Consider the following 19,459-nt stretch of genomic DNA (forward strand, 5'->3'; position numbering starts at 1 on the left):
TTCCTACAGCGGCAACGGCGAGCCGTTATGCTTCGGCTTCCCAGCAGCGGGCACGCGGCATGTCCAGCAATTCCTTCGGCAAGCTCTTCACTGTCACCACCTTTGGCGAAAGCCACGGGCCGGCGATCGGCTGCGTGATCGACGGGTGCCCGCCGGGCCTGGCGATCGCACCGGAAGAATTCCGCCATGATCTCGACCGCCGCGCCACCGGGCGCAGCCGGCACACCTCGCAGCGGCACGAAGCCGACGAGGTCGAGATCCTCTCGGGCGTCTACGAAGGCCGCACCACCGGCACGCCGATCGCGCTGCTGATCCGCAACACCGACCAGCGCAGCAAGGACTACGGCGACATCGCGCAGACCTTCCGCCCCGGCCATGCCGACTACACCTACTGGCAGAAGTACGGCATCCGCGATCCGCGCGGCGGCGGGCGCGCCTCGGCGCGCGAAACGACCATGCGCGTGGCGGCTGCGGTGATCGCGAAGAAATGGCTGGCCGAACGCCATGGCGTGCGCGTACGCGGCCATTTGGCGCAACTGGGCGACATCGTGCCGCGCGGCTTCGACTGGGAGGCGGTGGAAGCCAACCCGTTCTTCTGGCCGGACGCAGGGCAGGTGCCGGAACTGGAGAAGGCCATGGACGCGCTGCGCAAGTCCGGCGATTCGGTCGGCGCGCGCGTCAATGCCGTGGCCCAAGGCGTGCCGCCGGGTTGGGGCGAACCGGTCTACGGCAAGCTCGACGGCGACCTGGCGGCAGCCATGATGTCGATCAACGCGGTCAAGGGCGTGGAAATCGGCGCGGGCTTCGCCGCCGTTTCGCAGCGCGGCACGCAGCATCGCGACCAGATGCATTTGGACGGCTTTACGTCCAATCAAGCCGGTGGCATCCTTGGCGGCATCAGCACCGGCCAGCCGGTGACGGTGTCGGTGGCGTTCAAGCCCACGTCCAGCATCCTGGTGCCGGGCGACAGCGTGAACCTCGCCGGCGAAAGCGTGCAGGTGGTCACCAAGGGGCGACATGATCCCTGCGTGGGCATCCGCGCTACGCCCATCGTCGAGGCGATGCTGGCGCTGGTGCTGATGGACCATGCGCTGCGCCATCGCGCCCAGTGCGGCGACGTGGGGCCGGTGGCCCCGCGCATCGCCTGAGCTCTCGTTTACGGAATTTCCCATGACCGGCAAGCCGCGGGTGTGGATCTCGCGCCCCACCTTCCCTGATGTCGTCGCCCGGCTTGAGCCGCATTTCGAAGTGGCGGCCGAGCCGGAGGAAACCGTGTTCTCCGGCGCCGGACTGACGGCGAAACTGGCCGGCTGCGATGCCGCCATCGTCGGCCTGAAGGAGCACGTCGGCGCCGCCGAGGTGGCCGGCGCCGCGCGGCTGCGCATCGTTGCCAACCTGGCGGTGGGCTACGACAACCTCGACCTGGCCGCACTGACGGCCGCCGGCATCCTCGCTTCCAATACCGCCGACGTGCTCAACGAGAGCGTCGCCGATTACACCTGGGCGCTGCTGCTCGGGGCCGCCAGGCGCATGGGCGAGGCCGAGCGCTGGCTCAGGGCAGGGCACTGGCACGGCACCGAATTCAGGGCCTGGCTGGGGCTGGACACGCGCGGCCGCACGCTGGGCATCCTTGGCATGGGGCGCATCGGCCAGGCGATCGCGCGCCGCGCGGCAGGCTTCGGCATGCAGGTGGCCTACCACAACCGCTCGCGCCTGCCGCCGGCGATCGAGGGGGCGTGCGCCGCGCGCTACGTGGACAAGCCCACGCTGCTGGCCGAGTCCGATTTCCTGGTGCTCGCCGTCCCGCTGACCGCCGAAAGCCGCCACGCCATCGGCGCGCCCGAACTGGCGCAGATGAAGCTCACCGCCGTGCTGGTCAACATCGCCCGCGGCGGCGTGGTGGACGATGCGGCGTTGGCCGCCGCGCTGGGCGAGGGCCGCCTGGCCGCCGCCGGGCTGGACGTGTTCGAGGGCGAGCCCGGCGTCCATCCGGCCCTGCGCGCGCTCGACAACGTCATCCTCAGCCCGCACATCGCCAGCGCCACCTGGGACACTCGCCGCGCGATGACCGCGATGGCGGTAGACAACGTGCTGGCGCTGTTCGGCCATGGTCCGCATGCCGGGCGGCCACCCTCACTCCTCAATCCCGAAGTGCTGGCCTTGCGGCCGGCGCCCTGAACCCCGAAGACACAGGCATTACGCATCCCATGAGCAAGAAGAGCAGCTACAAGGTGGCCATGGTCGGCGCCACCGGCGCGGTCGGCGAGACCCTGCTGGGCATCCTGGCCGAACGCGATTTTCCCGTCGGCGAACTGGTACCGCTGGCCAGCGAGCGTTCGGCCGGCGAGAAGATCTCCTTCGGCGGCAAACAGGTGACCGTGCGCAACCTGGCCGACTACGACTTCGAGGGCGTGGACATCGCCTTCTTCTCCGCCGGCGGTTCGGTCAGCCGCGAACACGCCCCGCGCGCGGCGGCGGCCGGCGCGGTGGTGATCGACAACACCTCCGAATTCCGCTACCAGGACGACGTCCCGCTGGTGGTCGCCGAAGTCAATCCGCACGCCATCGCCGACTACACCACGCGCGGCATCATCGCCAATCCCAACTGCTCGACCATGCAGATGCTGGTGGCGCTCGCGCCGATCCACCGGGCGGTCGGCATCGAGCGGATCAACGTGGCGACCTACCAGTCGGTTTCCGGCGCCGGCCGCAGCGGCATGGAGGAGCTCGGCCGCGAGACCGCGGCGCTGCTGAGTTTCCAGGATGTGGAACCGGGCAAGAAATTTCCCAAGCAGATCGCTTTCAATGTGATCCCGCACATCGATGAGTTCCAGCCCAACGGCTACACCAAGGAAGAAATGAAGATGGTGTGGGAGACGCGCAAGATCCTGGAGGACGACTCCATCGCGGTGAACCCCACTGCCGTACGCGTGCCGGTGTTCTACGGCCACGCCGAGGCGGTGCACGTGGAGACCCGCGACCGGATCGGCGCCGACGAGGCCCGCGCGCTGCTGGAACAGGCCGAGGGTGTGGTGGTCATGGACGAGCGCAAGCCGGGCGGCTATCCGACCCCGGTGGGCGATGCCGCCGGCAAGGACCCGGTGTTCGTGGGCCGCATCCGCGAGGACATCTCGCACGAGCGCGGCCTGGATATGTGGATCGTGGCGGACAACATCCGCAAGGGTGCCGCGCTGAACGCCGTGCAGATCGCCGAGCGGCTGATCGAGGACTATCTCTGATGCAAAAAGCCTGGTTCCTGCTGCCGCTGCTGCTCTGCGCCACGTCGCCGGTCCTGGCCGACGGCGGCCCGGAGCAGGCCGCAGTGGCGGGAACGCAGGCGCCCGCCAAGTCCCGGCTCAGGCAGCAGCTGCAGGCCCGTGGCGCCCAGGTCACGCAACTGCAGCAGGCGGTCTCCGAGCAGGAGCTGCACAGCCGCCAGGCCAGTCAGCGCCTGACCGAACAGGACCTCGAAATCGCCCAACTGCAGCGCCAGCTCGAGGCGTTGCGGGACCGCCGGCGGGGGGGCGATCCGGGTCACTGACCCCTGTCCGGAACGAGAACATGCCGCAGCAATATGCGCTAAGCGGTCGCCGCAGCTATTGTTGATTGGCTTTTATATAACTAAAGTGACGCGCGTTCCGGTGTCGCCGCAGCCTGCGGCGATGGCATGAAGCGTCTCGGGCGTTTGGGGGAATCGAAGCGATGAATCGTTCGTTGAAACTGTCGATGCTGCTGGCATTGGCCTTGGGCAGTACCCAGGCGGCCGCGCTCGAGATGGGCCAGATCCAGGTCAAGTCGGCGCTGGGCCAGCCGCTGCTCGCGGAGATCCCGCTCACACCCGACAGCCCGGCGGAGCTGCGCAACCTCACCGCCCGCCTCGCCTCTCCGGAGGATTTCGCCCGCGCCGGTCTCGCCGGATCGCGGCCCGACGTCCCGCTGCAGTTCAGTATCGTCGACGTGGGCGGTCGCAAGGTCATCCGCATCACCAGCGCGGTGGCGGTCAACGATCCGTACCTGGACCTCCTGGTCGAGGTGGACAACGCCTCCGGCCGCAGCCTGCGCGAGTTCCCGATCCTGCTCGATCCACCAGGCACTGCGCCGTCGGCGCCCAGCGTGCGTGCGCCGCGTAGCGGTGCGCCGCGCGGGGTTCAGCCCGCGACGTCCGGTTCGACGGCCGCGGCCGGAAGCGCGGCGGCGGGCGGACAGTTCCAGGTCGAACGCGGCCAGACCCTTTCGGGCATCGCCCGCCAGGTCACCCCGGCTGGTATAGACGCCGCGCAGATGATGCTGGCGCTCAAGCAGGCCAACCCGGGCGCCTTCTACCAGGACAACATCAACGCGCTGAAGAGTGGCGCCGTGCTGCGCGTGCCGACCAGCCAGGAAGCGCAGGCGCTGAGCGTGGCCGCGGCGATGGCCGAGATCCGTCGCCAGAACAGCGACTGGCGCGCCGAGGCGGCCCGTTCGACCACCACCGTGGCCGATGCGGCGACCCGCGGCGAGGCCTCGAGCGCGCCCGGCGGCGAGACCTCCGCCGACCGGCTCGCGCTGGTGCCGGCGAAGGAAGGCGGCAAGGGTGCAGGCGTGCAGGGCGGCAGCGGCAAGGGCGACGCAGCCTTGCGCCAGGACCTGCTGCGCAGCCAGGAACAGCTCACCACCCTGCAGCAGCAGAGCGCCGACCTGAAGTCGCGCCTGAAGGACCTGCAGGACATCAACGACAAGAACACGCGGCTGCTCGCGCTCAAGGACAACGAGATCGCCGAGCTGCAGCAGAAGCTCGCCGACGCGCGCAAGAAGGCCGGCTTGCCGGCCGTGGCGTCGACCGCCGGCCAGCCGGCCCAGGTGGCGGCTGCCAGCACGGCCGCGACCGCGGCTCCGACTCCTGCCGCAGCCGGCAGCGTCAACCCGGCGCCGGCCGCGACCAGCCCGACGGCGGCACACAGCGTTGCGGCCCCGGCGATCGCCAAGCCGGCCGTCAAGCCGGCAAGCAAGCCGGCCAAGCCGACCGTGCGCAAGCCTGCGTCGGCGCCGGCCGAGGAGCCCTGGTTCATGCAGCAGTGGGTGTGGGCTGCGGCCGGTGGCGCCATCCTGCTGCTGATCCTGCTCGCGCTGATGGGCCGTCGCCGCAAGCCGGCCGCCACGCGCTCGCCTTCCGCCGCCCCGTCACTGGCGGACCGCTTCGGCGCCCTGCCGGACACGCCTGCAGCCAGTGCGGATCCGGACCAGGACGAACTGCTCGACCAACTGGCCGAGCATCCGGACGACATCGGTCTGCACCTGGAACTGGTGAGCCTGTATTACTCGCGCCGCGACGTGGAGCACTTCGAGGCCGCGGCCGAAGCGATGCATGCGCACATCGTCGATCCGCAGCAGGACGAGTGGCAGGACGTGCTCGCCATGGGCGAGGACCTGGTGCCGGGTCACCCGCTGTTTGCCCAGGCCGGCCATGTCGCGCCGGACGACTTCGCCTCGCATGACGACGAGGATCGACACGACCAGGACGCCTTGCGCTCGTTCGACCTCGACAGCTATGCCAGCGACGCCGAGGAGACCCCGGTGCCAGCCGACACAGGTAGCGCGCGGCCGAAGGTGAGCGAGTACCACTTCGACTTCAACCTCACCCCGCCACCGCTGCCGCAGGCCGGCGCATCGCATTCCGAGGCGCAGTCCGACGAAGCGGACGATGACCGCACCGTCATGCGCGATGTCGAGCCCGCAGCGGCGGAACCGGCGCCTTCGAGCTGGAACTTCGAGGAGCCGGTGAACGAAACCGGCGCTCCGGTCGCCGAACCGCAGGAGCTGGGCCAGTTCAGCGACGACCCGATCGACACCAAGCTGGATCTCGCCCGCGCCTACATGGACATGGGCGATGCCGACGGCGCCCGGGCCATGCTCGAGGAAGTGATGAACGAAGGCAGCCAGATGCAGAGGGATGCGGCACAGCGTCTGATCGACTCGCTCGGCTGATCGTCCTGCACAGCTTGTACGACGGGCCGGTCATGCCGGCCCGTTTTTTTGCGCTTCGCGGCCTACGTAGGGTGGGCTTTAGCCCACCGCAGCCGACGTGGGCTGGGCCAGCAGGGTGGGCTCAGTCTCCCATTCATTCTGGCTGGGTTGCGGTGGGCTGAAGCCCACCCTACGCTTTCGGGCTGTTCCGCAGGATTCCCCGCATGCGCATCGCCCTGGGCGTCGAATACGACGGCACCGATTTCCTCGGCTGGCAGCGCCTGACCCACGGCGCCACGGTGCAGGGCGCGCTGGAGCAGGCGCTTTCGCGCGTGGCCGCGCAACCGGTGGAGGTGACCTGTGCCGGGCGCACCGACGCCGGCGTGCACGGGCGCTGCCAGGTGGTGCACTTCGACACGCAGGTCGAGCGCGACATGCGCGGCTGGGTACTGGGCGCTTGTTCCAATCTGCCGACACGCGTGGCGGTGCTGTGGGCGCAGCCGGTGCCGGAAGCCTTCCACGCGCGTTTCTCCGCGCGCAGCCGGCGCTACCGCTACACCATCCTCAACCGTCCGGTTCGTGCCGCGCTGGACGCGCGCTACGTGACCTGGGAGCGGCTGCCACTGGACGCGGGGGCCATGCACGCGGCGGGGCAGGCGCTGCTGGGCGAGCACGACTTCTCCGCCTTCCGCGCGGTGTCCTGCCAGGCCGCGCATGCGCGGCGCTGCGTGCTGGGTCTGCAGGTCCACCGCGAGGGCGAGCAAGTGATGGTGGACATCGAGGCCAATGCGTTCCTGCATCACATGGTGCGCAATATCGTCGGTTCGTTGCTGCCGGTAGGCCGCGGGCAGCAGCCGGTCGGATGGCTGGCCGGATTGCTCGCCGGCCGCGACCGCGAGGTAGCCGGGCCGACCGCGCCGGCCTCCGGCCTGACGTTCCTGGGGCCGCGCTACGAAGCGCACTGGGGCCTGCCCGCGGAGGTGAGCGCATGACCCGCATCAAATGCTGCGGCATGACCCGCGTCGAGGACGCCGTGCTGGCTGCCGAGCTGGGCGCCGATGCGATCGGCCTGATCTTCACCACGCGCAGCCGTCGACAGGTAGGCATCGAACAAGCCCGCGCGATCGTGCGCGCGCTGCCACCGATGGTCACCGCCGTCGCATTGTTCATGGACGAGGATGCCGCGTTCGTCGATGAAGTGATTGCCGCGGTGCAGCCGGCCCTGCTGCAGTTCCACGGCGCCGAGCGCGACGACTGGTGCGCGCAGTTCGGCCCGCCTTACCTGAAAGCCATTGCGATGGGCGAGGGCAGCGAGGCGCTGCCGCGGCTGCGGGCGTTCCCGCAGGCCGCGGGGCTGGTGCTGGATGGCCATGGCCTCGGCGAGGCGGGCGGCAGCAGCAAGGCGTTCGACTGGTCGCTGATGCCACGCGACCTGGCGCAGCCGCTGATTCTCGCGGGCGGGTTGCATGCCGGGAACGTGGGCGAGGCGATCCGCGTTGCACGACCATGGGGCGTGGACGTCTCCAGCGGCATCGAATCCGCTCCAGGGATCAAGGACCCCACGCGACTGGCGGCCTTTCTGGCGGCGGTGCGCGCCGCGGATGCGACGCAGACCTGAGCGCATCGGTCTGCCGGCTGCGACTGCTTGCCGGCGCGCAGAATCGCAAACCGGATGTTTCCTTCGGGATCAGGCGCGGGCCGGCGCGATGGCGCCGTGCGCCAACCCAGCATCACTGCTTGGCCAGCTCGTTGCGAATCCACGTGGCCAGCGCCTCCACGCGGGCATCCCCCGCGCGCATCGTGGCGAGCACCCAGCGGCCGCCGGTATCGCGGAAGCCCCAGGGCGCCAGCAGGCGGCCGCTGGCCAGGTCATCGGCCACCAGCGGTTGTGGCGTGATCGCCACGCCCAGTCCTGCGGCGGCGGCCTCCAGCAGGAAGTACAGATGCGGCAGGGCCTGGGCCTGCCGCATGGATCCCGGTGGCAGGCCCATCGCCCGCGCCCAGTCCGGCCACGCCTGCGGACGCGAGGCGGTATACAGCAGCGGCTCCTCGCCCAGCGCCGCGGCAGGCAGTGTGCGCAGGCGCTCGACGTCCGGATGGCGCGGGCTGAGCACGGGACCGATGCATTCGGGCGCGAGGTCGTGCACCTGCCAGGCGGCCGGCCAAGGGGGCGTCACCAGCAACAGGGCGGCATCCACGCCCGCCAGGGCATCGGGCTCTTCCTGCGCGGCCAGGTGCAGCCTGAGATCCGGCAGCTCGTGTCGCAGGCGCTCCAGCCGCGGGATCACCCAGCGCGCCAGGACGCTGCCCGAGCAGCCCAGGACCAGGGCCGACTCCGCCTGCGCCTGGCGCAGCCGTGTCCAGCCGTCACGCAACTGCGCAAACGCGGCCTGACAGCTTTCCTGCAGTTGCCGCCCGGCGGCGGTGGGCTCGACGCCCCGTCCCTGGCGGTGGAACAGCGGATGGCCCAGGGCTTCCTCCAGCGCGCGCACCTGCCGGCTGACCGCCCCGTGCGTCACGTGCAACTCCTGTGCGGCCAGGCTCATGCTGCCCAGCCGGGCGGCGGCCTCGAAGGCGCGCAGGGCATGCAGCGAGGGCAGTTCGCGGTCAGGCATGCTGTGAGTTTAGCTCAAGTATGAGTGCGAACATTTCGCTTTTCGCCGCGCATGGCCGGCGCTAAGGTGTGAGGTCTGTTACGAAACTTCCGATGGGAGCCGTCATGCCCGAGATCCAGGATTTCCACCGCTGGCCCGACGAGCACGGCCGCTTCGGCGCCTACGGCGGCAGCTACGTCGCCGAGACCCTGATGGCGCCGCTGGCCGAGCTCACCGAGGCGTACCAGCGTCTGCGCCAGGATCCCGAGTTCCTGGCCGAGCTGGACCGCGACCTGAAGTACTACGTCGGCCGCCCCAGTCCGATCTATCACGCCGAACGGCTGTCCCGGCATGTTGGCGGCGCGCAGATCCTGCTCAAGCGCGAGGACCTGAACCACACCGGCGCGCACAAGATCAACAACACCATCGGCCAGGCGCTGGTCGCGCGCCGCATGGGCAAGCAGCGCGTGATCGCCGAGACCGGCGCCGGCCAGCACGGCGTGGCCAGCGCCACGGTGGCCGCGCGCTTCGGCATGCAGTGCGTGGTCTACATGGGCGCGGTGGACATCGAGCGGCAGAAGATCAACGTCTACCGCATGAAGCTGCTGGGCGCCGAAGTGGTGCCGGTGACCTCCGGCTCGAAGACGCTCAAGGACGCGCTCAACGAGGCCATGCGCGACTGGGTCACCAACGTGGCCGACACCTTCTACATCATCGGCACCGTCGCCGGCCCGCATCCGTATCCGCAGATGGTGCGCGACTTCAATGCCATCGTCGGCCGCGAGGCGCGTGCGCAGATGCTGGAGCGCTACGGCCGCCTGCCCGATGCGCTCACCGCCTGCGTGGGCGGCGGTTCCAACGCGATCGGCCTGTTCCATGCCTTCCTCAACGATGCGGGCGTGCGCATCGTCGGCGCCGAGGCAGCGGGGGAGGGCATCGCCACCGGCCACCATGCGGCGTCGCTCGCTGCCGGCCGTCCCGGCGTGCTGCACGGCAACCGCACCTACGTGCTGTGCGACGACAACGGGCAGATCACCGAGACGCACTCGATCTCCGCCGGCCTGGATTATCCGGGCGTCGGCCCCGAGCACGCCTTCCTCAAGGATGCAGGCCGCGCCGAATACGTCGGCGTCACCGACGACGAGGCGCTGGAAGCCTTTCATTTGCTGGCGCGTACCGAAGGCATTCTCGCCGCGCTCGAATCCAGCCATGCGGTGGCGCAGGCGATGAAGCTCGCGCGCGAGTATCCGAAGGACGCGCTGGTGCTGTGCAACCTTTCCGGGCGCGGCGACAAGGACGTGCACACGATCGCTGCGCGCGAGGGAGTCCAGGTATGAACCGCATCGACCGCCGCTTTGCCGCGCTCAAGGCGGCCGGCCGCACCGGCCTGATCCCGTTCGTCACGGCAGGCGATCCTTCGCCGGATCACGCCGTGGCGCTGATGCACGCGCTGGTCGCGGCCGGCGCGGACGTGATCGAGCTGGGCGTGCCGTTCTCCGACCCGATGGCCGATGGTCCGGTGATCCAGCACGCCAGCGAGCGTGCCATCGCCAAAGGCGTGGGCCTGGGCGACGTGCTGCGCTGGGTTGCTGAGTTCCGCCAGCGCGACGCGGACACGCCCGTCGTGCTGATGGGCTACCTCAATCCGATCGAAATGCACGGCTACGCGCGCTTCGCGCAGGACGCGGTGCAAGCCGGCGTCGATGGCGTATTGATCGTGGACTGCCCTCTGGAGGAATCGGGGGTGCTGCAGCCGCTGCGCGCCGCGGGCCTGCGGCAGATCCTGCTGGCTGCGCCCACCACCGCACCCGCGCGTATGGCGCAGTTGTGCGAGTCGGCCGAGGGCTTCCTGTACTATGTGTCGTTCGCCGGCATCACCGGCGCGGCGCGGCTGAGCACGGCGGACATCGCCGCGCGCGTGGCCGAGGTCCGCGCCGGAGCGAAGGCGCCGGTGGCGGTCGGTTTCGGCGTACGCGATGCGGCGAGTGCGAAAGCGATCGCGGGATTCGCCGACGCCGTGGTCATCGGCAGCGCGCTGGTCGAGCGCCTGGCCGGCACCACGGAAGCGGACGGGATCGCCGAGCGGGCAGGCGAGTTTCTCGCACCGGTCCGCGCGGCCCTGGATATGCCGTAACCCGGCTCCGTTTCCCCTCCGGGGAAGGTCGGGGTGAAGGGCCGGGGCTCGCGGGAAGGCAAGGTTTCCAAAGAGGTCTTTCATGAACTGGCTCCAGAAAATCATGACCCCGCGTGCGCGCACGCAAAGCACCACCACCGCCGGCAAGGGCAAGGTGCCCGAAGGCGTGTGGGAGAAGTGCGGCGGCTGCGGTGCGGTGCTGTATCGCCCGGAGCTGGAGCGCAACCTGATGGTCTGCCCCAAGTGCGGCCACCATCATCCGATCGGCGCGCGCGAACGGCTGCTGTCGCTGCTCGACGAGGGTTCCACGCAGGAGTTGTGGGCCAGCCTGGAACCGACCGATCCGCTGAAGTTCCGCGATTCGAAGAAGTACCGCGACCGCATCGTCGCCTCGCAGAAGAACACCGGCGAGAAGGACGCGCTGCTGGTGATGAACGGCCGCCTGAAAGGCCGCCCGCTCGTCGCCGCCGCGTTCGAGTTCTCCTACATGGGCGGCTCGATGGGTTCGGTGGTGGGCGAGAAGTTCACCCGCGCCGCCGAGCGCGCGCTGGCCGACCGCAGCGCGCTGGTGTGCTTCTCCGCCACCGGCGGAGCGCGCATGCAGGAGGCGCTGTTCTCGCTGATGCAGATGGCCAAGACTTCTGCCGCGTTGGCGCGCATGCGCGATGCCGGCGTGCCCTACATCAGCGTGATGACCAACCCGACCACCGGTGGCGTATCGGCGAGTCTGGCGATGCTCGGCGACATCAACATCGGCGAACCGAAGGCGCTGATCGGCTTCGCCGGCCCGCGCGTGATCGAACAGACCGTGCGCGAGACCTTGCCCGAAGGCTTCCAGCGTTCGGAGTTCCTGCTCGAGCATGGCGCGATCGACCTGATCGTCGACCGCCGCGAGATGCGCGACAAGCTCGCCGAGTTGTTCGGGCTGTTGATGAAGGCGCCGCGCGCTGCATAAAACCGCATCACTTCGTACGACGACGATGCCGCCGATGGGCGGCATCGTCGTATCTGCGGGAAGGTTTTCCACAGCCGGTGTGGATGTCTTAAGGATAAGCCTGTGGACAAGCCGACGAGGCCGCTTTGTCGACAGGCACTTGCGACGCGCTGGCGCCTTTTTACCCAGCGGCGACACGTCCTTCTCTTCTTTTCCACAGCGCTTGTGGAGGTGCCTGGGGTAAGCCTGTGGATAGGTGGCCTATCCCACTGATCGGCAAGCACCCGTGTACGCATTGCGCAGGAACTGAGCAGTGCTCTTTTAGAGGCAGGCGACGAGCCAGAGCGATACGCCGCCGAGCACACCACCAATACCGATCGCGGCGAGTACGTCGCTCGGGTAATGCAGGCCGAGGATGACCCGCGAGGCCGCGATCAACGCCGTGAACGGGACCAGCAGCACCGTAAGTGCGGGATACCAGGCCAGCGCGACGATGGTGAAGCCGACCGCCTGCAACGTGTGGCCGGATGGAAAGCTGAACTCGTCCAGCGGCGGCACGTGCGCGATCACGCCCGGACAGGCGCGGAACGGGCGCGGTCGGCGCGTCCAGCGCTTGAGCAGGCGGTAGAGCGCCAGTGCCACCAGCCCGGTCGCGGCCATGTGTGCTGCCGCTTGCAGGCCGCGCCAGCCATCGGCGATGGCCAGCGCCAGCATCAGCGCATACCAGAACACGCCGTCGCCGAGCCGACTGATCGCCCCGAAGAACCAGCCCACCGCGCGCCGTCCGCCCCAGCGGTTGGCCGCCACGCAGACATGGCGGTCGAAGGCGAAGCGCGGCAGTGCCGGGTCAGGCGTGGGCGATGCGGACGACATGCGTCTGGCGCTCCCCGCGGGACAGCCCGCGCAGCAGGTTCTCGAAATCGGACAGCACCGCCGCGGGCGACAACCGCTCGATGCTCGCCCGGGCCGCGCGTCCCACGTGCCTTATCAGCCCCGGGTTGCCGGCCAGGGTGACCGCGGCGGCGACGAACGCGGCCTCGTCGCCCAGCGCGATGCAGTAGCCGTTGCTCCCATGCTGCAGATGCTCGCGTGCGGCGCCCTGGTCGAACGCAACCACCGGCAGGCCGGCAGCGAGCGCCTCGATGACCACGTTGCCGAAGGTTTCGCTGAGGCTGGGGAAGGAGAACAGGTCGGCGCTGGCGTAGTGCCGCGCGAGCGCATCGCCCTGCTGCGTGCCCACGAACAGGAAATCCGGGTGCGCGGCGGCAAGCGCGGCGCGCGCGGGGCCGTCGCCGACCCATACGTAGCGTGCACCCGGGACCTGCTGCTGGATCGCGCGGAAGGTCTGCACCGCCAGCTCGAGATTCTTCTCCGGCGCGATGCGTCCCACGTAGAGCACCACCGGCGTGCTGCCATCGGCGCCCCAGGCGGTGCGCAGGCTGGCGTCGCGCAGCGCCGGGTGGAATCGCGCGGAGTCCACCGCGCGCCGCAGCACGCGTACGTTCGCCACGCCCAGGCCGCGCAGTTCGTCGGCCAGCGCGTTCGTCGGCACCAGCGTGGCATCACTTCGTCGGTGGAAGCGGCACAGGTAGCGACGCACGGCCGGTGCCAGTGCGCCGACACCGTAATGCGCGGCGTAGTCGTCGAAGCGGGTGTGGAAACCCGTGGCCACCGGAATGCCGAGGCGGCCCGCCGCCCGCAGTGCCGAGCGGCCCAGCGGTCCCTCGGTGGCGATGTACAGCGCATCCGGGGGCAGCCGTCGCCAGCGCTCGTGCAGCAGGCGACCCGCCGGCCAGCCCATGCGCAGGCCCGGATAGCGTGGCAGCGCCATGCCGCGTACTTCCTGTACCAGGACCCCGGGTTCCACCGGCGATCGCTGGTGCTGGCGCGGACGGACCAGTTCGATGGTGTGGCCGCGCGCGGCAAGCCCGATGGCCAGCCCCTGCACGGTAAGGGCGACACCGTTGATCTCGGGCGGATAGGTTTCGCTGACGATGCCGATGCGCATGGGCGCCCCCGTGGCTGTGCGCCAAGCATCGTGCGGCTGCGTTGCGCGCCCATGGCATGCCGGTGACGCGGGCATGACGAGGATCCGGGGGCAGGGCATACTGGCTGCTGTCCCCAGCCTGGAGAGTTGCCCATGAAACGGATGCTGTTCGCCGCCACGTTCGCCGCCTTCGGTGCCGTTGCCTTCGCACAGACGCCCTCGCAGGCGCCTGCGTTGCCGACCACCAAGGCTCCGGTCGGTGCCGAGGCCTACTTCATCGCACCCAGGGACGGCGCGACCGTCGGCCGCGAGGTGACCGTGCGCTTCGGGCTCAAGGGCATGGGCGTCGCCCCTGCCGGCGTGAGCAAGGAACACACCGGCCACCATCACCTGCTGGTGGACGCCAGCGACCTGCCGTTGGCCGGCCAGCCGATTCCCAAGGACGAGAAGCACATCCATTTCGGCGGCGGCCAGACCGAAACCGTGCTTCACCTAACGCCGGGGACGCACACCTTGCAGCTGGAGCTGGGCGACGCCAATCACATCCCGTTCGACCCGCCGGTCGTATCGAAAAGGATTACGATCCACGTGAAGTGAGCGCTCGCGGGAGGTGCCACATGAAATCCCTGCTGTTTCTCGTGGCACTGGCACTGCCGGCCACGGCTGCGGCGACCGTGGCGATGGAGTCGCAACGGGCCACCTCGTCGTCGCAGGACGCCACCCAGTCGGGGCCGGCCACGCACCGCCAACTGTTCATCGTCAAGTACGTGCTGCGGCGCCCGCCGGCGGACACGGCGCCGCAGGTCACCATGGACGACCCTGCGCCGCAGATCGTGCCGCCCTCGGCGGGCGGCTATCCCACCGCCGCGCTGGGGGCCTTGCCCCGCGATCCCAACACGATCCTTTGCTACGGCTGGGGGTGCGAAGGCTGGCATCGCTGACGGTGCGCGGCCTGCCAGGCTGGCCGGCAACCTGAAGCAGCAACAGCCGATGCTCGCGTATGGGCTAAAATCCCGCGTTTGCCCCCGCATCCGCAGATTCCCATGACCGTCCGCACCCGCTTCGCCCCCAGCCCGACCGGCTTCCTGCACATCGGCGGCGCCCGCACCGCGCTCTATTGCTGGCTGGAAGCACGCAGGCGTGGTGGCGAATTCCTGCTGCGCATCGAGGACACCGACCGCGAGCGCTCCACCGACGAGGCGGTGCAGGCGATCCTGGACGCCATGCAGTGGCTGGACCTGTCCGCCGACCAGGCGCCGATCTACCAGACCCATCGGCTGGCCCGCTACAAGGAAGTGGCCGATCGGCTGCTTGCCGAGGGCAAGGCCTACTACGCCTACGAGAGCAAGGACGAGATCGAAGCGATGCGCGAGTCGGCCATGGCCAAGGGCGAGAAGCCCCGCTACAACGGCTATTACCGCGATCGCAACGAGCCGTATCGAGAGGATCCCAACCGCGTCATCCGCTTCCGCAACCCGACCGAGGGTTCGGTGGTGTTCGAGGACAAGGTCAAAGGCCGCGTCGAATGGGCCAACGCCGAACTCGACGACCTGGTGATCTTCCGCTCCGACGGTTGGCCGACCTACAACTTCGCGGTGGTGGTCGACGACATCGACATGGGCATCACCGAAGTGATCCGCGGCGACGACCACGTCAACAATACCCCGCGCCAGATCAACATCTACCACGCGCTCGGCGCACCGGTGCCGGAGTTCGCACACCTGCCGATGATCCTGGACAAGGAGGGCAAGAAGCTCTCCAAACGCACCAACTCGGTCAGCGTGATGGAGTACCGCGATGCCGGCTACCTGCCGCACGCGATCCTCAACTACCTGGTGCGGCTGGGCTGGTCGCACGGCGACCAGGAGATCTTCTCGCGCGAGGAGATGATCGCGCTTTTCGATATTTCCGACGTCAATCGGGCCGCCTCGCGCTTCGACACCGAGAAGCTCGGCTGGCTCAACCAGCATTACCTCAAGAGCGACGACCCGCAGGTGCTCGCGCCCGAGTTCGAATGGCACCTCGCACGCGCCGGCGTGGACATTGCCAACGGCCCCGCGCCCGCCGACGTGATCGTGGCGTTGCGCGACCGCGTGCACACGCTGAAGGAGATGGTCGAGCGCGCCCGGATCTGGTACGCGCCCATCGCCGAGTGGGACGAGAAGGCTGTCGCCAAGCACCTGAAGAACGACAGTGCGGTCGCCGTGCTCACCGAGGCGAAGGCACTGCTGGCGGATGCCGAATGGAAGCCCGAGCCCATCCATCAGGCAATCGAGCAAATCGCCGCGAAGCTCGAGCTCGGCATGGGCAAGATCGCCCAACCGTTGCGTGTGGCGATGACCGGCACGCAGGTCTCACCCTCCATCGACCACACCATCTATCTGGCCGGCCGCGCCGAGGCGCTCAAGCGCATCGACGACGCGATCGCCCGCGCGCAGGGCTGAGCTGGGGACGGCGCGGCATGGACGAACTCCTTGCCCGCGCCATGCAGGGCGTCGATCCCGATGCTCCGGATGCGTTCTGGCGCCTCTTCCTCAACCTGATGGAGCTGGTCCCATGGACCGCGCTGTTCTGGTGGAACCTTTTCTTCCTGGCCGTCGGCGCGCTGCTGGGCTGGTGGCGCGGACGCCTGGCCGAAGGCATCGCCTGGGCGTTCGTGCTGGGCCCGATCGGCTGGCTGGTCATCCTGCGCAAGCCACGGCGCAGGATGCCGCCGCCTTTGCCGTGATGACGTAGTCGAACACGGAGAAAGTCGAATACATCCGTGTAGGAATGCGCCGATAGCACCCCGGCTCGCTTCAATGGAAGATGGGGGCACCGTCTGCGCCAATAAGATCACGGAGCGAATATGGAAGGTGACCAACAACCCTTTGGATGGGTCCGGTTCCCGGAAGGGCGAGCGCGGTTTTCGGGTGGCATCCGCGGTTGGGACGAAGCTGGGCATGACACGTTTGCGGTAGAGATCGCCGGACGTGAGTGGTTCGGCGAGATCGACAATGTGTTTCTGGACAACGGGAACGATTTCAATATCGAGGTCGTCTCTTTTGGGTACGCCGACAGGAGCAGCGTCGGCATGCCGCGGCCCTGTCTGGGTTCGACGACTTTCGACGTGGGCGAGCTCAAGACCATCCAGTCGCTGATCCTGCAACTGGTAAAGGCCGGTCTCGAGTTTGAGCCGAGGCCGTTTGTCTTGTCCGAACACCCCGGATCCCACTTCCAGGGAAAGGTGCTCTTTCGCGATGGATGGGCTCTGGAGTCTAACGGGCACAGGGGAAGTGCCCGGTGACCGCCTACGCGGGGGAGGTCAAGGAAATAGCCAGGGCCAACACACTCGAAGAAATCCGACGAGCGGCAAACGCCTTCCCAGCTACGGCCGAAAAATCGGGAGGCATCCTTTATAGCGGCAAAGTAGGCGGCACCAACGCGGAAGCGATTGCATTGGAATTGGCCGAAAAAACCGGACTTCCACTCGTAAATCATACTTCCCGCGCCAAATTTCTTATCGAGGCGGAGGGGGCGATCAGAGCGTCAGCGGAACGAATATTCAGATCGCAAGGGCAGGATACGGCCACCGCACGGCGGTCCGCAGCCGCGTTCCTTTATGGGGATTCGAAGGTTCCGCCCGACAGCCCCGTTTCCGTCGAAAATTGTCTCTGGGGTTCCACCTCGCGGGAATTTGCCAGTTCCCTGCGCGGTGATATTACGGTCGTGGCATCGGCGGCTGATCTCGAACGCGTGCTGGCGCAAGTGGAAGTTCCGGCTGTCCTGGAGTCGGGCCATGCTTTGTCCTTGGGTGGCCGCTCAGTTGCCGAGATGCACGTGTTGCGAGCCCGGGGCGGCATTAATGCTGTCCTGCCAGCTGTGCAGGCGCAATTCATCGACGCGGCGACAAAGGGCATCTTCGAACTGCCCGACCACAGTGAGCCTTCAATTACGAGAATTACGGTCTCTAAAGAAGTGGCTTCGGCCCTTGGGCTGGATGCCGCAAGGTTCATCAGCAGCGCCCACTTGGCGTCCGCCGGGCTCGTCACGGCGCCCATAGATCTACCGGCGGCGCGGACGGGCCTGCACCCTGGCGTGGCCAAAGGTATGGGTGTGGTGGCCGCCGCTGCAGTCGTCTACGACCTCGCCACGAGTGCCGACAAGGCCGCCGGAATGTGGGAGCAGGGCAACCATACCGGTGCCCGTTCGGAGGTACTCCACTTCGGCACACGCAACCTGGGTATGTGGGGCGGGGCGATGTTGGGCGCGGAAGTATTCGGCACGGCGGGTGCGGAAACGGGCCCGTGGGACATCGTGGTCGGTGGTGCGGGCGCCTTGGTCGGTGCGGTCGCCGGCGACCGGCTGGCCGATGCCGTGGACAGGCAGCGCATCTATCACCAGCGCGGGCCGGATGGGCGTGCCTGGACGTACGATCCGGAAAATCCCGAACGGGGCTGGACGCGTACCACCAGCGAACTGGATACCGGCGCGACGCACTTGAACGACGGGTTTCCGGTGTACCACGAGCACAGTGAGACCGCGGATGCGGCGCTGGCCGATCGGTTGAATTACCAGGCATCCCGTACCGCGGTCGAGCTCGCCATGGCGCATCCGCCGCGGCCAAAAGATCCCTACACGCAACCGGCCACGCCCGACGACACGCACAGCATTCGCGACGCGTTCTGGAACCGCGACCCGCAAACCCATGTGTGGACGCGCCGGGTCGTCCACGGGCTGCTCGAGCACGGCATGGTCAATGCCAGTATCGAGCGTGCGACGGAGGCGCGCGCGGCTGAACTGGATCGTGCTGCCGAAGAGACCGTTGCGGAGAACGCTGCACATTCGCCAACGGCCATCGCGTCGCGCTATGCGTCCGCCTATCGCGAATACGGTTGGGAAAAGTACGGTCCGCTGCCGGAGGCAGTGGCGGTCTTGCAACGCACGGCGGAGCACGGGACGACGACGCTGGCCGACACCGGCGCGAACCTCCCACGCGCGGAGCGGCCGGCCGCGCCACCCGCGCCAGTCCCGGCGCACCTGCTCGACTTCCGCCAGGCCGGCCATCCCTTGCACGCGTTCTACGAGCGGACCCTGGCCAAGGTGCACGACATGGAAGACCGCTACCGGATGCCGTACGGGGCGCACAGCGAGCGACTGGCCGCAGCGGTGACCGATGCGGTGGCGGCCCACAACATCGGCAAAACCCCGGACCAACGTTTCGGCGCCATCGAGCGAATCGAATTGCGTGGCGAAGGCGCCGACCGCCAGGCCGTGGCGATCGACCAGCGGGTGAACTACCACCTGCCACAGGTGCAGGTCAGCATTCCCGCGGACGAGGCGGCCAGCCGCAGCGTCGGGCAGAGTTCGCAGGATTGGGCGCGTCGCCACATGCCGCACCTGCAGACCGCAAGTCAAACCAAGGCAGCGGACCTGGCCGTGCCGCGCAACCACACATGGCCTGCCTACGACCCACGCAGTCCGGATCATCCCAGGCATGCGCAATTCGAGGCGCTGCGCGAAAAAGTGACCGAGGCCTATGCCCACGTCGGCATTCCCCGTACCCGGACGCAACTCGACGAGGCGACGGCGGTAGTCCTGCTGCACGCGGGGCAGGGCCGCCTCGACGCGGGCTCCACGCAGGTAAGCCTGCTGGCCGATCAGCGGACCGGCGTGATCGGACCGGGCAGCGATCTGCTCCTGCAGCAGAACCATGGAACCTTGAGTTTGCGGACCCGGATCCCGTCAGGGGAGCTGCAGGTCCCGCCCGACCAGGCATTTCGCCAGATGGCCCAGGCCGCATCCCAAGGCCTGCCAGGGCAGGAGCCGCAGCAGGCCCAGGCCAGGTAAAGGCACCGCCATGCCGCGCGTACCACGTACCTGCAAAC

The 19,459-nt window shown here is 68.5% G+C and carries 19 protein-coding genes; 16 read left to right on the forward strand and 3 right to left on the reverse strand.

What is annotated here, in order from left to right; translation table 11 throughout:
• Positions 1 to 59 precede the first annotated feature (59 nt).
• The 7 genes from aroC (at position 60) to AAIL17_RS12605 (ending at position 7,561) form a co-directional block, all read left to right on the forward strand.
• Positions 60 to 1,148: a chorismate synthase gene (aroC, locus tag AAIL17_RS12575; RefSeq protein ID WP_424683189.1), complete on the forward strand. Its 1,089-nt coding sequence runs from the start codon at positions 60 to 62 to the stop codon at positions 1,146 to 1,148.
• 22 nt (positions 1,149 to 1,170) lie between these two features.
• Entirely contained in the window at positions 1,171 to 2,178 is a 1,008-nt protein-coding gene (locus tag AAIL17_RS12580) for a 2-hydroxyacid dehydrogenase (RefSeq protein ID WP_424683190.1), read from the forward strand.
• Positions 2,179 to 2,207: 29 nt separating this feature from the next.
• Complete coding sequence (locus tag AAIL17_RS12585; protein WP_424683191.1) at positions 2,208 to 3,239, forward strand: aspartate-semialdehyde dehydrogenase; 1,032 nt, start codon at positions 2,208 to 2,210, stop codon at positions 3,237 to 3,239.
• Complete coding sequence (locus AAIL17_RS12590; RefSeq protein WP_424683192.1) at positions 3,239 to 3,541, forward strand: hypothetical protein; 303 nt, start codon at positions 3,239 to 3,241, stop codon at positions 3,539 to 3,541. The genes AAIL17_RS12585 and AAIL17_RS12590 overlap by 1 nt, the downstream gene beginning before the upstream one ends.
• Positions 3,542 to 3,702: 161 nt before the next feature.
• A complete protein-coding gene (locus tag AAIL17_RS12595) occupies positions 3,703 to 5,964 on the forward strand; it encodes a FimV/HubP family polar landmark protein (protein ID WP_424683193.1) in 2,262 nt (753 codons plus the stop codon).
• A gap of 203 nt (positions 5,965 to 6,167) precedes the next feature.
• Entirely contained in the window at positions 6,168 to 6,935 is a 768-nt protein-coding gene (truA, locus tag AAIL17_RS12600) for a tRNA pseudouridine(38-40) synthase TruA (RefSeq protein WP_424683194.1), read from the forward strand.
• Positions 6,932 to 7,561: a phosphoribosylanthranilate isomerase gene (locus AAIL17_RS12605; RefSeq protein WP_424683195.1), complete on the forward strand. Its 630-nt coding sequence runs from the start codon at positions 6,932 to 6,934 to the stop codon at positions 7,559 to 7,561. Before truA ends, AAIL17_RS12605 begins: the two co-directional genes overlap by 4 nt.
• Before the next feature lie 112 nt (positions 7,562 to 7,673).
• Here AAIL17_RS12605 and AAIL17_RS12610 read toward each other — a convergent pair whose 3' ends face one another.
• The gene (locus AAIL17_RS12610; protein WP_424683196.1) at positions 7,674 to 8,558 is read right to left on the reverse strand and encodes a LysR family transcriptional regulator; all 885 of its coding nucleotides are present in this window, start codon (positions 8,556 to 8,558) and stop codon (positions 7,674 to 7,676) included.
• A gap of 104 nt (positions 8,559 to 8,662) precedes the next feature.
• Between AAIL17_RS12610 and trpB the strand changes: the two genes are divergently transcribed.
• From trpB to accD, 3 genes are all read left to right on the forward strand, one after another.
• Complete coding sequence (gene trpB / locus AAIL17_RS12615) at positions 8,663 to 9,874, forward strand: tryptophan synthase subunit beta (RefSeq protein WP_424683197.1); 1,212 nt, start codon at positions 8,663 to 8,665, stop codon at positions 9,872 to 9,874.
• Complete coding sequence (trpA, locus tag AAIL17_RS12620) at positions 9,871 to 10,671, forward strand: tryptophan synthase subunit alpha (protein WP_424683198.1); 801 nt, start codon at positions 9,871 to 9,873, stop codon at positions 10,669 to 10,671. Before trpB ends, trpA begins: the two co-directional genes overlap by 4 nt.
• Positions 10,672 to 10,753: 82 nt before the next feature.
• Entirely contained in the window at positions 10,754 to 11,626 is an 873-nt protein-coding gene (accD, locus tag AAIL17_RS12625; RefSeq protein ID WP_424683199.1) for an acetyl-CoA carboxylase, carboxyltransferase subunit beta, read from the forward strand.
• Positions 11,627 to 11,926: 300 nt separating this feature from the next.
• Here accD and AAIL17_RS12630 read toward each other — a convergent pair whose 3' ends face one another.
• Positions 11,927 to 12,478, reverse strand: coding sequence for a phosphatase PAP2 family protein (locus tag AAIL17_RS12630; RefSeq protein ID WP_424683200.1), 552 nt, complete (start codon positions 12,476 to 12,478; stop codon positions 11,927 to 11,929).
• Positions 12,453 to 13,613, reverse strand: a complete 1,161-nt coding sequence (locus tag AAIL17_RS12635; protein ID WP_424683201.1) for a glycosyltransferase family 4 protein — start codon at positions 13,611 to 13,613, stop codon at positions 12,453 to 12,455. The genes AAIL17_RS12630 and AAIL17_RS12635 overlap by 26 nt, the downstream gene beginning before the upstream one ends.
• 132 nt (positions 13,614 to 13,745) lie before the next feature.
• Between AAIL17_RS12635 and AAIL17_RS12640 the strand changes: the two genes are divergently transcribed.
• The 6 genes from AAIL17_RS12640 (at position 13,746) to AAIL17_RS12665 (ending at position 19,421) form a co-directional block, all read left to right on the forward strand.
• On the forward strand, positions 13,746 to 14,189 hold the full coding sequence (locus AAIL17_RS12640) for a DUF4399 domain-containing protein (protein WP_424683202.1): 444 nt from the start codon (positions 13,746 to 13,748) through the stop codon (positions 14,187 to 14,189).
• Between the two features lie 20 nt (positions 14,190 to 14,209).
• Positions 14,210 to 14,533 (forward strand): hypothetical protein, encoded by a 324-nt coding sequence (locus tag AAIL17_RS12645; protein ID WP_424683203.1) that lies wholly within the window; start codon positions 14,210 to 14,212, stop codon positions 14,531 to 14,533.
• 102 nt (positions 14,534 to 14,635) lie between these two features.
• A complete protein-coding gene (gene gltX / locus AAIL17_RS12650) occupies positions 14,636 to 16,036 on the forward strand; it encodes a glutamate--tRNA ligase (RefSeq protein WP_424683204.1) in 1,401 nt (466 codons plus the stop codon).
• Between the two features lie 17 nt (positions 16,037 to 16,053).
• Positions 16,054 to 16,320 (forward strand): hypothetical protein, encoded by a 267-nt coding sequence (locus tag AAIL17_RS12655; protein ID WP_424683205.1) that lies wholly within the window; start codon positions 16,054 to 16,056, stop codon positions 16,318 to 16,320.
• A 120-nt stretch (positions 16,321 to 16,440) separates the two neighbouring features.
• On the forward strand, positions 16,441 to 16,878 hold the full coding sequence (locus AAIL17_RS12660) for a hypothetical protein (protein WP_424683206.1): 438 nt from the start codon (positions 16,441 to 16,443) through the stop codon (positions 16,876 to 16,878).
• Complete coding sequence (locus AAIL17_RS12665; RefSeq protein WP_424683207.1) at positions 16,875 to 19,421, forward strand: XVIPCD domain-containing protein; 2,547 nt, start codon at positions 16,875 to 16,877, stop codon at positions 19,419 to 19,421. Before AAIL17_RS12660 ends, AAIL17_RS12665 begins: the two co-directional genes overlap by 4 nt.
• The last annotated feature ends 38 nt before the right edge of the window (positions 19,422 to 19,459 follow it).

Source organism: Frateuria sp. YIM B11624 (genome assembly GCF_049727805.1).
Classification (GTDB): Bacteria; Pseudomonadota; Gammaproteobacteria; order Xanthomonadales; family Rhodanobacteraceae; genus Frateuria_A.

Excerpts from the sequence above, each read along its gene's own strand:
- AAIL17_RS12605 (WP_424683195.1), top strand. The coding sequence starts at position 6,932 with ATGACCCGCATCAAATGCTGCGGCATGACCCGCGTCGAGGACGCCGTG.
- AAIL17_RS12635 (WP_424683201.1), bottom strand. The coding sequence starts at position 13,613 with ATGCGCATCGGCATCGTCAGCGAAACCTATCCGCCCGAGATCAACGGT.
- gltX (WP_424683204.1), top strand. The coding sequence starts at position 14,636 with ATGACCGTCCGCACCCGCTTCGCCCCCAGCCCGACCGGCTTCCTGCAC.
- AAIL17_RS12585 (WP_424683191.1), top strand. The coding sequence starts at position 2,208 with ATGAGCAAGAAGAGCAGCTACAAGGTGGCCATGGTCGGCGCCACCGGC.
- AAIL17_RS12655 (WP_424683205.1), top strand. The coding sequence starts at position 16,054 with ATGGACGAACTCCTTGCCCGCGCCATGCAGGGCGTCGATCCCGATGCT.
- trpA (WP_424683198.1), top strand. The coding sequence starts at position 9,871 with ATGAACCGCATCGACCGCCGCTTTGCCGCGCTCAAGGCGGCCGGCCGC.
- AAIL17_RS12580 (WP_424683190.1), top strand. The coding sequence starts at position 1,171 with ATGACCGGCAAGCCGCGGGTGTGGATCTCGCGCCCCACCTTCCCTGAT.
- trpB (WP_424683197.1), top strand. The coding sequence starts at position 8,663 with ATGCCCGAGATCCAGGATTTCCACCGCTGGCCCGACGAGCACGGCCGC.
- AAIL17_RS12590 (WP_424683192.1), top strand. The coding sequence starts at position 3,239 with ATGCAAAAAGCCTGGTTCCTGCTGCCGCTGCTGCTCTGCGCCACGTCG.
- accD (WP_424683199.1), top strand. The coding sequence starts at position 10,754 with ATGAACTGGCTCCAGAAAATCATGACCCCGCGTGCGCGCACGCAAAGC.
- AAIL17_RS12640 (WP_424683202.1), top strand. The coding sequence starts at position 13,746 with ATGAAACGGATGCTGTTCGCCGCCACGTTCGCCGCCTTCGGTGCCGTT.
- AAIL17_RS12630 (WP_424683200.1), bottom strand. The coding sequence starts at position 12,478 with ATGTCGTCCGCATCGCCCACGCCTGACCCGGCACTGCCGCGCTTCGCC.
- truA (WP_424683194.1), top strand. The coding sequence starts at position 6,168 with ATGCGCATCGCCCTGGGCGTCGAATACGACGGCACCGATTTCCTCGGC.
- AAIL17_RS12595 (WP_424683193.1), top strand. The coding sequence starts at position 3,703 with ATGAATCGTTCGTTGAAACTGTCGATGCTGCTGGCATTGGCCTTGGGC.
- AAIL17_RS12660 (WP_424683206.1), top strand. The coding sequence starts at position 16,441 with ATGGAAGGTGACCAACAACCCTTTGGATGGGTCCGGTTCCCGGAAGGG.
- AAIL17_RS12645 (WP_424683203.1), top strand. The coding sequence starts at position 14,210 with ATGAAATCCCTGCTGTTTCTCGTGGCACTGGCACTGCCGGCCACGGCT.
- aroC (WP_424683189.1), top strand. The coding sequence starts at position 60 with ATGTCCAGCAATTCCTTCGGCAAGCTCTTCACTGTCACCACCTTTGGC.
- AAIL17_RS12610 (WP_424683196.1), bottom strand. The coding sequence starts at position 8,558 with ATGCCTGACCGCGAACTGCCCTCGCTGCATGCCCTGCGCGCCTTCGAG.